Source organism: Fibrobacter sp. UWCM (assembly GCF_900129735.1).
GTDB lineage: Bacteria > Fibrobacterota > Fibrobacteria > Fibrobacterales > Fibrobacteraceae > Fibrobacter.
In genome coordinates, this window is sequence record NZ_FQWR01000003.1 from 154,023 (window position 1) to 168,267 (window position 14,245).

Annotated in this window: 10 protein-coding genes and 1 tRNA gene; 8 read left to right on the forward strand and 3 right to left on the reverse strand. The window is 52.7% G+C overall.

The window, feature by feature from the left end; translation table 11 throughout:
* Positions 1 to 304 precede the first annotated feature (304 nt).
* The 4 genes from BUB22_RS03315 (at position 305) to BUB22_RS03330 (ending at position 3,229) form a co-directional block, all read left to right on the forward strand.
* The gene (locus BUB22_RS03315) at positions 305 to 958 is read left to right on the forward strand and encodes a hypothetical protein (RefSeq protein WP_073113919.1); all 654 of its coding nucleotides are present in this window, start codon (positions 305 to 307) and stop codon (positions 956 to 958) included.
* A gap of 11 nt (positions 959 to 969) precedes the next feature.
* Positions 970 to 2,655 (forward strand): M3 family oligoendopeptidase, encoded by a 1,686-nt coding sequence (locus tag BUB22_RS03320; RefSeq protein ID WP_073113920.1) that lies wholly within the window; start codon positions 970 to 972, stop codon positions 2,653 to 2,655.
* Between the two features lie 138 nt (positions 2,656 to 2,793).
* A tRNA-Ser gene (locus BUB22_RS03325) sits at positions 2,794 to 2,878 on the forward strand.
* A gap of 24 nt (positions 2,879 to 2,902) precedes the next feature.
* Positions 2,903 to 3,229 carry a hypothetical protein gene (locus BUB22_RS03330; protein ID WP_072810504.1) on the forward strand — a complete coding sequence of 109 codons (327 nt, stop codon included), beginning with the start codon at positions 2,903 to 2,905 and terminating at the stop codon, positions 3,227 to 3,229.
* A gap of 156 nt (positions 3,230 to 3,385) precedes the next feature.
* Here the strand turns inward: BUB22_RS03330 and BUB22_RS03335 are convergent, their stop codons facing one another.
* Positions 3,386 to 4,564 carry an RICIN domain-containing protein gene (locus BUB22_RS03335; protein ID WP_175547224.1) on the reverse strand — a complete coding sequence of 393 codons (1,179 nt, stop codon included), beginning with the start codon at positions 4,562 to 4,564 and terminating at the stop codon, positions 3,386 to 3,388.
* Positions 4,565 to 4,759: 195 nt separating this feature from the next.
* Between BUB22_RS03335 and BUB22_RS03340 the strand changes: the two genes are divergently transcribed.
* The 3 genes from BUB22_RS03340 to BUB22_RS03350 all read left to right on the forward strand — a co-directional run bounded on the left by BUB22_RS03340 (position 4,760) and on the right by BUB22_RS03350 (position 7,085).
* Entirely contained in the window at positions 4,760 to 5,761 is a 1,002-nt protein-coding gene (locus BUB22_RS03340) for a class II fructose-bisphosphate aldolase (RefSeq protein ID WP_072810508.1), read from the forward strand.
* A 154-nt stretch (positions 5,762 to 5,915) separates the two neighbouring features.
* A complete protein-coding gene (locus BUB22_RS03345; protein ID WP_073113921.1) occupies positions 5,916 to 6,728 on the forward strand; it encodes a hypothetical protein in 813 nt (270 codons plus the stop codon).
* A gap of 99 nt (positions 6,729 to 6,827) precedes the next feature.
* Positions 6,828 to 7,085 (forward strand): zinc ribbon domain-containing protein, encoded by a 258-nt coding sequence (locus BUB22_RS03350; protein WP_073113922.1) that lies wholly within the window; start codon positions 6,828 to 6,830, stop codon positions 7,083 to 7,085.
* A gap of 3 nt (positions 7,086 to 7,088) precedes the next feature.
* On the opposite strand, the gene BUB22_RS03355 is transcribed toward BUB22_RS03350, so the two are convergent.
* Together BUB22_RS03355 and BUB22_RS03360 are read right to left on the reverse strand one after the other, a co-directional pair.
* Positions 7,089 to 11,075, reverse strand: a complete 3,987-nt coding sequence (locus tag BUB22_RS03355; protein ID WP_073113923.1) for a response regulator — start codon at positions 11,073 to 11,075, stop codon at positions 7,089 to 7,091.
* Positions 11,072 to 12,142 (reverse strand): HD domain-containing phosphohydrolase, encoded by a 1,071-nt coding sequence (locus tag BUB22_RS03360; protein ID WP_073113924.1) that lies wholly within the window; start codon positions 12,140 to 12,142, stop codon positions 11,072 to 11,074. The genes BUB22_RS03355 and BUB22_RS03360 overlap by 4 nt, the downstream gene beginning before the upstream one ends.
* Before the next feature lie 219 nt (positions 12,143 to 12,361).
* Here BUB22_RS03360 and BUB22_RS03365 point away from each other — a divergent pair, with 219 nt between their 5' ends.
* On the forward strand, positions 12,362 to 14,245 hold the full coding sequence (locus BUB22_RS03365) for a glycoside hydrolase family 43 protein (protein WP_254794617.1): 1,884 nt from the start codon (positions 12,362 to 12,364) through the stop codon (positions 14,243 to 14,245).

The following is a 14,245-nucleotide window of genomic DNA, read 5'->3' on the forward strand; positions in this document are numbered from 1 at the left end:
TTTTCGAATGCAAAGATAGCAAATTCCATGCCAAAGGTGAAGCAGGGGAGTTTCGCCGTTTTTGCAAGGAATATGCGCCATTTTATGGTAATACGGGGCAATTTCCCGCGGCGGCAGGTTTTATTTTGAAACGTAAGCATCGTGCCATACCTCTCTCATTTGCGTTTGTTTAGTTTACATAATCCGCATTATCGGCAACAACATAATGCCAAAATGCAGGATATTTAACTAAAAACGCCAATCGCTGTACATTCCGAGCCTGTCACACGATAAGTATATGTCCTTTTTGTTATATTGTTGAAAAATGAAGAAAATCGCCACAATCGCCTGCCTTTTGCTCATCGCCGTCGCCCTGATGGACGGCTGCGCCGTGACGCGCAAACTCGACGCGGCGAGCATCATGCGCAACATGAAGGTGGATTTCCGGCAGATTACGCTCGACTCGGTGGAAATCCGTCCCGACATTGTCGATCAGCTCGGCGGAGCGATTGTCGGAGGAATCCTGCCGAACCCGAATGTCGTCGCGTTCGTGCAGAACCTCGCGAAAGGCATCGTCAACATCGATCTCGGGTACGCATACCTGGGCGTCGTCCTCGACGTGAAAAATTCCGACGTCGATACACTCTGGCTGCGTGACTTTACCGCACACGTATCGCTCGACACGCTCATGGACCTGCCGCTCGAACTGAAGGATTCCGTCACGCTTATCCCCGGCGAGAACAAGGTACGGCTTTCCACGCGCCTCCCGCTGGACAAGAGAATTTTCAAATTCAAAGAAATCAAGGAAGTCAAGGCCACAGGCAAGCTTGTTGTGGCGCTCGGCCCGAAAGGCGAATCCGTGCCTTTTGACTTCAACGATTCCCGCACGATTTCGCACGAAGAAATGGTCGCCATTGAAGACAACGTAAGGCAGACCATCCTGAACAGTATATTGAAAGACTGGGTCGGCGGGCTTTAACCGGAGGAAAAATGAACCGCACGTATGTTCCCGAAAACTTGAACGTCGATGACACCCACGAGGTTTCCAAACTTTACAGGCACCTGCTGCAGCGCGAGATTCCAGTAGATTCCGCGAAACTCCGCCAGTGGATTCTGGACTGGAGCGAACTTGAATCGGTGCTCGGCGAAGTGAGCTGCCGCCGCTACGTGGCGATGACCTGCAATACCGCCGACGAGAAAGCCGCCAAGGCCTACACGGACTTTGTCGAGAACATCCAGCCCATCATGAACGAGTACGACGACAAGCTGAACAAGAAGCTCGTCGCCCACCCGGCAAAGGATGCGCTCCAGGGCGAATTTGGCGAGTGGTTCAAGGGCGTGCAGGTTTCTCTGGACCTGTTCTCCCCCGACAATATCGCGCTCGAAACCGAAGAGAACAAGGAAATCCAGGCGTACCAGAAGATTACCGGCGGCATGAGCGTCGAATTTGACGGCGAAACCAAGACAATGCAGCAGATGGCCGCCTACATGGAACGCACGGACCGCGAGCTGCGTGAACGTGCCTGGCGCACGATGTGGGAACGCCGCCTCCAGGACAAGGACGCACTCGACAAGTCGTTCGACAACCTGTTTGCAATCCGCAAGCAGGTGGCAAAAAACGCACATTGCAAGGACTTCATCGACTATATTTTCCTCGCAAAGCACCGTTTTGACTACTCCCCTGCCGACTGCGAGGCCTTCCACGAGAGCATCGAGAAACTGGTCCTCCCCCTCCAGAAGGAGATATACAAGAAGCGCGCGCAGAAGATGGGCCTTGAACGCCTGCGCCCGTGGGACTTGAACGTAGACCCACTGGACCGCGCCCCGCTCAAGCCGTACAGCACCGGCGACGAACTCATCGAGAAGGTAGACCAGATTTTCGAGAGCATCCACCCGCAGGCAGGCAAGTGGGCCCGCGAGATGCAGGCGAAAAAACTCATCGACCCGGATTCCAGGCTCGGCAAGGCCCCGGGTGGCTACCAGATCGGTTTTGACGAGAGCCGCCTCCCCTTCATCTTCATGAATTCTGCCTGCACGGACCGCGATATCTACACGCTGCTGCACGAATCAGGGCACTCGTTCCACCAGTTCGCGCTTGCGGACCAGCCGATTTTCCCGTACCGCGACGTACCCGCAGAATTTGCCGAAGTGGCGAGCATGAGCATGGAACTCATCGGCATGTCGAACCTCAAGCCCTTCTACGGCAATGACCGCGAGGCAATCGAACGCAGTACCATCGGCGAACTCGAAGACGTTATATGGCTGTTCCCGTGGGTCGCGAGCGTCGACAGTTTCCAGCACAGGCTCTACAACTTCCCCGAACATACGGCGAGCGACCGCAGCGATATATGGACCGAAATCATGGACCGTTACGATGCGGGCGTGGACTACACCGGGCTCGAAGCCGTGCGCCGCAACCTCTGGCAGAAACAGCTCCACATATTCGAGTGCCCGTTCTACTACATCGAGTACGGAATTGCCCAGATCGGCGCCCTGCAGGTATGGGCGAACTTCAAGAAGGACCCGAAAAAGGCCATCGACGACCTGTTCCGGGCCGAAAGTCTCGGTAGCAGCCGCCCCGTAAAGGAACTCTTCGAGGCCGCAAATATCAAGTTCGACTTCTCCCCCAAGACGCTTGAACCGCTCATGCAAGTCGTCTGGGATGAACTGAACTAGACGAAAGAACGCCCCACCAAAGGTGAGACTTTAGACGAAAGACGAAAGAAATATCTTTTTTTTCGCAAATTTTTGCAAAAAATGGCCAAAATCGGTTGACAAGAGCCTAAAATCAATCTATATTTGGCCTCACATCCTGGAGGGATGGCCGAGTGGTTGAAGGCGCACGCTTGGAAAGCGTGTTTACTTTACGGTAACGAGGGTTCGAATCCCTCTCCCTCTTCTAAAATTTTTCGGAGGTACCCCGATGTCCGATCAGAGAGTCTATCTTGACGATATCTACGCAAGCAAGGAATGCGAAGGTTCTGTGTTCCGCGCTGTCGTGATGATGGCCCAGGAAGCACGTTTCGTGAACAACCAGGCCAGCCAGGGTTACATCCACCTGAACAAGAAGCCGACCACGATTGCCATGTACAAGTTCAAGGAAGGCAAGCTCTCCATGACGGAAAAGAAGAACAACGACGTGACTGAAGAAGCCGTTGCCGCCGCTCAGGAAGCTGCACAGGCCGAAGCCGCCGCACCGGAAAACATCGCTGAAAATGCCGCTGCCGCAGATGCAGCCTTCGGCGTGTAATCAACTCGCGACAAACTTTTAGAAAACGGCTCCACTCGAGCCGTTTTTTTGTATGAGGGTAAGCACCGAAGGTGCCAGTGGACACTCTTGTCGCTACGCGACTGCGGTGTGACGTTTTACTTCTGGAAAAAAACTACGTGTTTCGCGGATGCGAGTCTACTTCTGGAAAAGAACCTTATGCGTATTGCGGTTGCGGCCGAGCGGTTGCCCGCGGACACTCCTCCCCTTCAGGTCGAACGTCCTGGTCGGCGCAGCCTGCAGCTGAATGTCACGGATACGGACAATCCTCGTTATCGACGTATCAGTCTTGCTCGTGTCGGAGGTGTCGGGAGCAACGACGCTCGTATCGCCAGCAGAAGACGTATCGGGCATCGTGCCCGCTTCCTCGAGTTTCCAGATGAAGGATTCGTCGCGTTCCACCTTGCGGTTCTGCTGTACCTGCGTGCCCACCGCCTGCAGATAGAGCCCGCTCTTGTAGTTCTTGAGCAAGAAGGCATTCGGCGTATTGATTCCGGCATCGTCGAAGGTATAACGCTGGTGAGCCCCGCCGTTGTAGCCGTAGGTCGAGGCGACAATGCCTGCAGCCGTAGACTCGTTCGGGATATCCACGACGCGGTTCCCGAGCTGGATGTAGTAGGTAACGGGGTTATCACCCACCGAGAAAATCTTCACGAAGGTCGCCGTATCGCTACAATCCATGAGTTCGAGCGCATTGCTAGATGTAATTCCCATGCATTTCTTTGTTTCGCCGAGGGACTTGATCCTCCCCTCCTTGTAGAACGCCACCTTGAACAGCTGCTGGTAAATGGTCTCCACGAGAATCACGTGGTTTATCAGGTCCTTTTCGGACTTGGCCTCGCTCGCCTGGTTCAGGCCATACGGCCATATATGCTGACGGTCGCAATGGAGTTCCGCGTTCGGGCCGTCCATTTCACGGAGTTTCGCCTGCACCTTGTCGTCCCTGAACACACCGTCCACGCAAGTTGCCGCATATTCCGATGTGGTCCCGACTCCAAGCGTATGCGCCATCTCATGCATGGCCGTGGGCACCACCATGTAGCTGCGGTTTTCGCCAAACCGGAGGTCGCCGTTGCTGCTCGCCTCGGCTGTGGGCACGCCCGGCGCGTAGTAAACGTTGATGAACTTCGAAAGGTTCGAGTAGGTGTTGTAGAGCTTGACCGCCGAATCCATCACGGCCGTAATGCGCTTGTAGGCGTCCTGCTCGTCGGCAGTCGGGTTTGCGGACTTGTGGAGCGTGTAGGTGACCTCGGCATGCGAAAACACAGCCATAAGGCCAATGGCCAACACCGCTAGCAGGCTTCTCTCGAAAAGCATAGATACTCCTTAAAACCAGACACCTCTTTTAATATACATTCCTGCCGCTCGTCCCGCAAGTAAAAACCGAAAAATCGGACGGGCATGCGCAGAACGGCGACGAAATTGGTGGACAAAACAGGGTGAAAATGCTATCTTTAGCCCGTAACTTTTAACCGGCGATGCAAGTCGCCAAAGAATCAAGAGGTAAAACAAATGGCAGTTTCTTACAAGGAACTCGGCCTGGTGAACACCAGGGAAATGTTTGCAAAGGCTGTTAAGGGTGGCTACGCCATCCCGGCTTTCAACTTCAACACCATGGAACAGATGCAGGCCATCGTGCAGGCCGCCGTTGAAACCAAGTCTCCGGTGATCATGCAGGTCTCTAAGGGTGCCCGCAACTACGCCAACGGCACCATCCTCCGCTACATGGCTCAGGGTGCTGTTGAATACGCCAAGGAACTCGGCTGCGCCAATCCGCAGATCGTGCTCCACCTCGACCACGGTGACTCTTTCGAACTCTGCAAGGACTGCATCGACAACGGTTTCTCTTCCGTGATGATCGACGGTTCTGCTCTTCCGTACGAAGAAAACATCGCCCTCACCAAGAAGGTTGTTGAATACGCTCACCAGCACGACGTTACCGTCGAAGCTGAACTCGGTGTTCTCGCCGGTGTCGAAGACGAAGTTGCTTCTGAAGTTTCTCACTACACGAAGCCGGAAGAAGTGATCGACTTCGCTACCCGTACGGGCTGCGACTCCCTCGCTATTTCCATCGGTACCAGCCACGGTGCTTACAAGTTCAAGCCGGAACAGTGCACTCGCGACCCGAAGACTGGCAAGCTCGTTCCGCCTCCCCTGGCATTCGACGTGCTCCACGCCATCGAAAAGAAGCTCCCGGGCTTCCCGATCGTTCTCCACGGTTCTTCTTCCGTGCCGCAGGACGAAGTGGACACCATCAACGCCCACGGTGGCAAGCTCCCGGATGCAGTCGGTATTCCGGAAGAACAGCTCCGCGAAGCTTCTCGCTCTGCTGTCTGCAAGATCAACATCGACTCTGACAGCCGTCTCGCTATGACTGCCGCTATCCGTAAGTATTTCGACGAACATCCGGAACACTTCGACCCGCGCCAGTACCTCAAGCCGGCTCGTGAAAACATGAAGAAGATGTACATGCACAAGATCGTTGACGTTCTTGGTTCCAACGACAAGCTGTAATTTGCAAGGTCCCTGAGCTTGCCGAAGGGCCGAAGCAAAGGGCTAATGCAAAAAGCTTAGAAGCCGCACGGGTTAAACCGCGCGGTTTTTTGTTGTCTTTCCTGCTAGATTTTCATTTGAAAAAGATATATTTAAAGCAAATTAAGGAGTTTCCATGTTTCCATTCCGTGCCAGCAATTTTTTCTGTTTGATTCCTGCCACCATTTTTGCCTTGAATGATGCAGCTTCGGCAAATACGTGTACGGAAGCCGTCTATCAGAACCAATCGCCGATGATGTTCAATCGTGAAAGCTTCGTTCGTGTTGATTCAGTTTATATAAACGATGACAGCAGCTCCTGGAAAGGGAAAAAATATATATACAACAATGGAATTATTGAAAAAGTCCGTGCGGATTTCAAGAATGAAAATCATGCACCCGCCTTTTGGATTTTTTACAATGATACCAACGAGACCGTATTGAAGAACGAAGGGTATGAATACATCGTATCTGAAGAAAAAAAACAAGATACCTTATTGTATGATATTAAAACGTATTATAAGGGAAAATTTGAATATACTCAATTAATTAGGATTGCTCCAAATTATTTAAGTGAAGAACTAAAAAATTCTTCTTATTCAGAACTATTGGAAATGTTTTTCAGAAACGATTCTCTTATTGATTCAAGAACTGTAAACTATAATACTGATTCTTCAAGAACAGAAGAAAGATTCTATGTTGCGGATCTAGATGATAATTATAAATGTGAACTATACGATGAAGAAAATAATCTTCTATCTACTTTTTTATACAAGCCCGTCGAAAATGGATTCTCTATAATACAATCTAAAGGGGATAATTATACTGAAACCTATTTTATAAATGTAAAACAAAATACAACCTCCATCCGCAAGACTCTCAAACCCGTTAAAATCTCCCCCAGGGCCCGCTATTTCGATCTGCTCGGCCGTTATAAATTCACGAAATAAACGAAGATGCCCGCCTTAGTTCGACATGCTCACTACAAGCCGCGGGCATGACAATATCATCCCCCATTACACACCTCACACTCCACACTTCACACCATCATGCTCTGCCCTCACTGCCACTCTGAATTGAAAGACGGCGCCACGTTCTGCCCGCATTGCGGGAGCGACGCCGATACCGGCTGGAAAGAAGGCGCGGAGTTTACCGACCTCGAAACGCCGGATTATGATGAGATTTTGGAAAACGAGTTCGGCGACGACCCGAACAGCCCCTACGCAAAAAAGAAAAAGGCGAACCCGCTCGCCATAGCGGCCGCCGTTATCGTGGCACTCGCGTTTATCGCGGCAATGATTTTTTAGAATCTACCCTACTGTTTTTTCAAGTTCGGCAAGCGTTTCAGCCGCCTCGCTGAATTCATAGTCATCGACCTGGTTCACAATCTTCTGCAGTAGAGCATCCACATCCTTCGCAAAGGCGATGCCTTCCAGCGTATCGAGGATTCTCTTGCACTGCGTCGAAGTGCAGGAGTCGAGAGCGCCCTTGAGGCCTGCAATCGCATTCTTGAGTTTCTCTAACGCCTGCGGGTCTTCCTTCTTCTGCACGGGTTGCTGCGCCTGATCCATATCGAGGTCGTTCAGCACCACATTCAGGTCTTCGATGAGGTCGTGCAACGCCGCCTCGAATACATTGTATTCCTCGAAATTCTGCTGCTTTTGCGAGAGCGTCGCCTCCACCTTGGCGCCGAGCGACTGCACATAGCTAGAACCGATTGTACCGCAGAGCCCCTTGATGGTATGCGTAATGCGGGTCGCTTCCTCGAACTTTGCCGTTTCGATGAGCTTGCGAAGTTCAAAGTTGTTGCCGCTGTAGTCACGCACAAACCCGTGCAGGATTCTCATGTAGATATTCTTGTTGCTGTTCGCGTGGTACAGGCCAGCCGCCGCATCGAAGTTACGAACCTTCGAGAAGCGCGCGACAAAATTCGATTCATCTTCGCTCAACTGGTTGTTCTCAGCAATGACGGTCTTTGCAGGCGCTCCGGAACCCTCAGCAGCAATCGGCAGATACTTGGCCAAATCCTCGTACAAGAGCGAAGGGTCGATAGGCTTTACGATATACGAATTCATGCCGGCATCGTAGCATTCTTCCTTGTCCTTCTGGAAGGCGCGCGCGCTCATCGCAAGAATCGGGACCTTCTTGAAATATTCCTCTTCCTTCGCGCGGATTTCCTTCGTGGCGGTAAGGCCATCCATCACAGGCATCTGCAGGTCCATGAGCACGAGGTCGAACGAATCCGGCTTGAGCAGTTCCAGAGCCTCCTTACCATTGTTCGCAATCATCGTGGTAAGGCCCACGCTATTGAGGAGCGATACGGCAAGTTCCTGGTTCATGAGGTTGTCTTCGACCAGGAGAATCTTTGCGGGCTTGAAGTAAACCTTGCGTTTTTCCTTCTTTGCCACCTGCTGGTAAGTGAGCTTGAGCCCGATGGATTCCTGGAGAGCAGTAAGCACGGAACTTATCTGCGGGGGCTTGGGCAGGCAGCTGTTGTAGCCCAGCATGAGCGCCATTTCGTGCTCGCTTTCCTCAAAGTGAAGCGGATGCATGAGAATCTTCGGGATAATCTGCATCTTTTCGGGAATGCCCTTCGCAAAATCAAACCCGGTTTCGAGCCCCATCTTGTAATCCACAAGGAAGTAGTCGTACGGGGCCTCACCCGCTTCTTCGTGTGCCTGGATTAAATCGAACGCCTCTGCGGCAGAGCATGCCTCTTCCACGACGCAGTGGAGCTTGGTAAGGATATGCCGGAGTACCGCACGCATGTTCGCGCAGTCATCTACGAGCAGCACGTTCTTTCCGTCGAAGGAATGGACGGATTTCCACTTGGGTTCGCCCGCATTCGGGGCAATCGGGAGCGATATGCTGAAGAAGAATCGCGAGCCCACTCCGGACGTACTTTCCACCTGCATCTTGCCGCCCATGAGTTCCACGAGCGACTTGGAAATAACGAGCCCGAGGCCGGTACCACCGTACTTGCGTGTGGTCGAGCCATCTGCCTGCGTGAACGCGTTGAATAGCCTGCCAAGCTGTTCGGGCGTCATGCCGATACCCGTGTCCTTCACGCTGAAGGCAAGGCGCACATTCTTTTCGGTGATATTCTCGAGTTCCACCTTGAGGGTGATATCGCCCTTCTCGGTGAACTTTGTAGCATTATTCACGAGGTTCGTGAAAATCTGCGAAAGCCTGAGCGGGTCGCCCATGAGGATTTCCGGGATATCCGGGTCGACATCGACAATCAGTTCTATCGGGCGGCCTGCAATGCGCACTTCGGCAAGGGCGGCCACCTCGCTGATAACGTCCTGCAGCACGAACTGCGTAACCTCGAGTTCCTGCTTCTTCGCCTCGATCTTCGAGAAGTCGAGAATATTGTTGATGATGCCGAGCAGGGACTTTGCCGCATGGCTGATACGTTCCACGAACCCGCGCTGGCGTTCGGAAAGGTCGGTTTCGGCAATGAGGTGCGCCATGCCGATAATCGCGTTCATCGGGGTACGGATTTCGTGGCTCATGTTGGCGAGGAACTCGCTCTTCGCCTGGGTTGCCTGTTCCGCAATCTCGCGGGCCTCGATAATCTCGGAAATATCCGTCATGGAGAACATGTAGCCCACAACGGCCTCTTCGGCCTTGAGCGTTACCGCCTCGCCACGGAACCAGATTTCGCCACGCCCTTCGTTCGAAGGCATCATGAAGGAATCCTTCCAGGTTTCTCGTTCGCGGAACGCCTTCACCAGTTCCTTCATCACGTTGTCGGGAATGCCGCAAGTCGAAAGTTCGGTAAGCGAGAGCCCGAGAAGTTCGCGCCAATCCTTCTGGAAAATGTCGCCCAGCTGTTTCGACATGTACTTAATATGGAGCGTACGGTCAAAAATCATGAGGAGCGAACGGTCCGCCGAAAGCATGATGGTATCGAGGATGGTATCCTTCTGGATGCCACTCGTGGCATCATCAATCATGAACAGGTAGCGGATACTGCCGTCGTCTTCGGAAAGGAACTGGAAGAAGATGCTCCACCAGTATTCCTCCCCCTTCGAGTTCTTGACCATCACGACCGTCTTGCGTTCGCTCGGGTGAAGTTCACCGCCCAGGGCAACGTGATGCGCAAATTTCTTGAACTGCTCCGAAGATATGTATTTCCAGAGGACTTCGCCCTTGATGTCTTCCATTCCGCCGGTGAAGAACTCCACCACGTTGCTGCTCGCCTGCAGAATGTCGAAGGTTTCGTTCGTGAGGATAAGCGTCATGTTCGGGCTCGAAAGCAACGTATCAAAAAGGGTACTCGAGCTCACGCTATCCTTAAGGTCCTTTTCGATAAACCGCTTGAAGAGGATTCGTGCCAATAGCCCCGCAAGCGACATCAGAATGATAACTGCAATAATAAGCGCGAGTTTGATTCCCTTGAACCGTTCGCTGAACTTCGCCACGACGGTATTCTGGTGCAGAATACGGACCACGTAGTACGGGTTCTTCTTCATGGCCGAAACCATGAACACGAAACTCTGGCGGTGGTTATTTGTCTTGTCAAAATGAAGCACATTCCCGTTCCCGTACATCAGGAGGGAATCCACGTCGAACTCGCTCGAAACCATGTCAAGCAGGGTCCTTACGCTGTCGAGGTCAATCTTGCCCAGATTGGACTGTTCCGGATAGTGTGCCAGAATGTTGTTGCTGTTGTCGAGCACCATGATGATGCCGCCTTCAGTCTTGTCCACCCCATCGCTCAGGGCCTTCTCGACAAGCTGAATATTGATATCCTCGGCAACGACCCCCTTCACGTTGTTGTTCTTGTCGCGGACGGCCTGCGAAATCGTGAGGACTTCCTTGTTCTGGGATTTGCGGATGGTAGGCCCCGTAATTGCAATCCCCTTATTGCGGGATGCCTCCAGGTACCAGTCCTTGGTACGGAATTCCGAAACGCCCTTGTCGAGAGCAAAACCGCGGGCACTGATGTATTCGCCGTCAGAAGACCCGAAGAACATATCCACCATGTCATCGTTCTTCAGGACTCTCTTGGTGAGCACGTTCTTGGCATTCTGCTTGGTAATTGTACCTACGTTGGAAAGGAACTTGGTAAAATCCGTCTGGCGCTTGTTCAAAATGCCTTCACAGGATTCGACCGTTTTGCGGAGCATCATTTCGGAACTGCTGTACGCAGTAGAAATGAGCGTATTCTCGAGATAGAAAAGGAACGCAAAGACAAGCATTACCGTCGCGACTACGAGCGGTATCGTGTAGACAAAAGAAATACGCCAGCTGAGCTTACGGCGCTTTGTATTTGCCAGGTTCCTTGTCAATCAGCGGTTTCCTTAAACTGTTCGTAAAGCTTGGGTAATTCGTCGGCGATAGAAAGGAAGGCATCGACCACTCCCGGGTCGAACTGCGTCCCCTTTTCGCGTACAATTTCATCGACGGCAACCTTGTGCGGGTAAGGGTCCTTATATGAGCGCTTCGACACGAGGGCATCGTACACGTCGGCTACCGCCATGAGGCGCGCTCCCACGGGTATTTCTTCGCCCTTGAGCTTGTTCGGGTAACCGAGACCGTCCCAGCGTTCGTGGTGTGCAAACGCGATATCAGCCGCAATCTTCACCATCGGGTTGTCGTGCAATTCCTTGGTGGCATCCATGAGCACGTCGTAACCCATCTTCGGGTGCTTGCGCATAATTTCGCGTTCCTGCTCGTTAAGCCTTGCGGGCTTGCGCAGGATTTCGTCCTCGATACCCACCTTGCCGATATCGTGCAGGGGGGCCGCCGTCGCATAGAAATCCACGTACTGGCTGTTCGGAATAGCCTGCGCGTACTTCGGGTTGTTCATCAGGACTTCTGCAAGCCTCTGCACAATAATCTGCGTGCGCTTGATGTGTTCGCCCGTTTCGGGGTCGCGGAATTCCGCAAGCGAACCGAGGCTCGTCAGCATTACCTTGAGGGTCTTACGCAGGTCTGCGGTACGTTCTTCCACAAGGTCGTGCAGGTGGTCGCGCTGCCGCTTGTATTCGAGCTGGTTCTTGACGCGCAAGAGCACCAGATGCGGGCTAAACGGTTTGCCAATATAGTCGACAGCACCCAGGTCAAGCCCAATTTGTTCGCTTTCGCTATCCGACTTTGCCGTCAAGAAAAATACGGGAATGTTCTTCAGGTCCTCGTGCGCGCGCATTACCCTCATGGTCTCGTAACCGTTCATTTCGGGCATCATCACGTCGAGCAAAATAAGGTCCGGGTGTACTTTTTCGGCAATTTCGATTGCCTTGCGCCCGTTTTTCGCAACAAAAACATCGTAATGTACAGATAAAACGCCTTCCAGGACCTCAATGTTAGTCTTGGTATCGTCAACTACAAGTATCTTGGCTCTAGCCTGTTCCATAAGCCCAAATATATGTTCAAAAAACGAAATAAGACAGCCTGTTTTATTCCAAAGTGGAATAAGGGAAAAAACGTAACGCCTTGACAGGCTCTATTTTATTACCAAAAACTTACTTTATTATCGCATTTTGCGTTGATAATTTGTAAATACAAAAAACTACGACGGGGATTACGCCAAATTGAATTAAATTATATTAAAGAGCGAAAAAAGGAGTCCAAAATGGACATGGTTTGGGTAAAAAAGGAAATTTTAGCGCTACTTTTTTGTGCGGGCGCTATTTCTGCACAAGTCGATGTTACCCCCTTCTGGCGCTCTGTCGACAGCGTTAGCCGGAGCCTGGGCAACTCGGCCAACGACCTGTATACCGACCTCACCCTCCTCGACACCATAAAGCTTGCCGGGGAAACCTTCCCCATCACCTGGAAAAGCAGCGACACGCTATTTCTTGCCCACGACGGCCATATCAACGGCAGGTTTGTGGGCGAAAACAAGCAAGTGACCCTCACGGCGACTATCCACGACGGCCTGAGCGCAAAGACGCAAGACGTGCCTTTAAAGGTCTCTATCCATGGGTATGAACCCTACTCGAACTACCTTTTTGCGTATTTCCCGGCCAACGACAACGAGAATATCTACTACGCGCTGAGCAACGACGGCTACAGCTTTACCGCCATGAACAACGGAAAGCGCGTGGTGGCCGCCGACACGGTAAGCATCAAGAAGGGGCTCCGCGACCCGCATGTTCTGCGTGCTCCCGACGGCTGGTTCTACATGGTGAATACCGACATGAAGAGCGCCGAGGGCTGGGCAAGCAACCGCGGCATGGTGCTCATGCGCTCCCGCGACCTCATCAACTGGAAGCACGCCACCGTACATTTCCCCGACAAGTACAAGGGCAAGAACTTCGCGAACGTGACTCGCGTCTGGGCCCCCGAAACCTTCTGGGACGACACCTACGACAACGGCGACGGCACCAAGGGCCGTCCGCTCGTGTACTTCTCCCTCCTGACCAACGACGGAACCATCCCCTACGACAAGGTATTCTATGCCTACTCGAACAAGGACTTTACCGATTTGGAAGGCGAACCGCAGCACTTCTTTGACCGCGGAAAATCAACCATCGACATGGATATCGTCTACAACCCGGTCGATAAATTCTACCATGCCTTCTACAAGAACGAGGGCGACGGCGGCATCTGCAAGGTGACCGCAAGCTCGCTCATGCCCAAGAGTGGAGCCGCCAGCGGTTCGCAGTGGAGCAAGCCGAGCAAGGCTCTGCAACAGACGACCGAAGCCGTGGAAGGCGCGGGCGTATTCAAGCTCATCAACCAGAATTCCTGGGTGCTCATGTACGACTGCTACATAAACGGGCATTACCAGTTCACGAGCAGCCCCGACCTCGAAAACTTCAAGTTCGTGCAGGATACCAAGACGAGCGGCGCATTCACGCCCCGCCACGGGACAATCCTCCCGGTTACCGCCCAGGAGACGGCAGCCCTCATGAAGGCCTTCCCCACCCCGGACTTTGAACCGCGAGTGATTGACATTCCGGATTCCATCGGCGTGTGCGACGGGAAGAAGGTTGTTGGCCCCTGCAGCGGCACGAAGATTGTTCCCTATGTGAAGGTAGATGACGGTGGCTGGAACGAAACGCTCGACCTGAAGGTCGCGAAGGGCGCCACGGTGCAGTTCGGCCCACACCCCTGGGACGGCAAGATCTGGAGCTGGGAAGGCCCGAACGGATTCAAGTCGACGACTCGCGAGAACTCGCTCAAGAACGTGGACGGAGACTTTAGCGGCTACTACACCGTGGTTTACACGAACGAAACCGGATGCAAGAGCCGGGCGAGAATCAAGCTTGTGGTAGACGACCCGGACAAGCCCTATGTGGAGCCGGACACCTCTACGATTGACACCAGCAAGACTGAAATCGCAGGCAGTATCGCGCGCGACCTCAATTTCGCAGGCAAGGTCGTCCGCACGGAATACTTCAGCGTAAACGGCCAGATGCTCAAGGCTAGACCGCGCGAACAAGGTGTATATATCCGAAAGGAAATTCTGGTTAATGGGATGTCGAGAATTTCAAAGATTAGCATAAGGTAA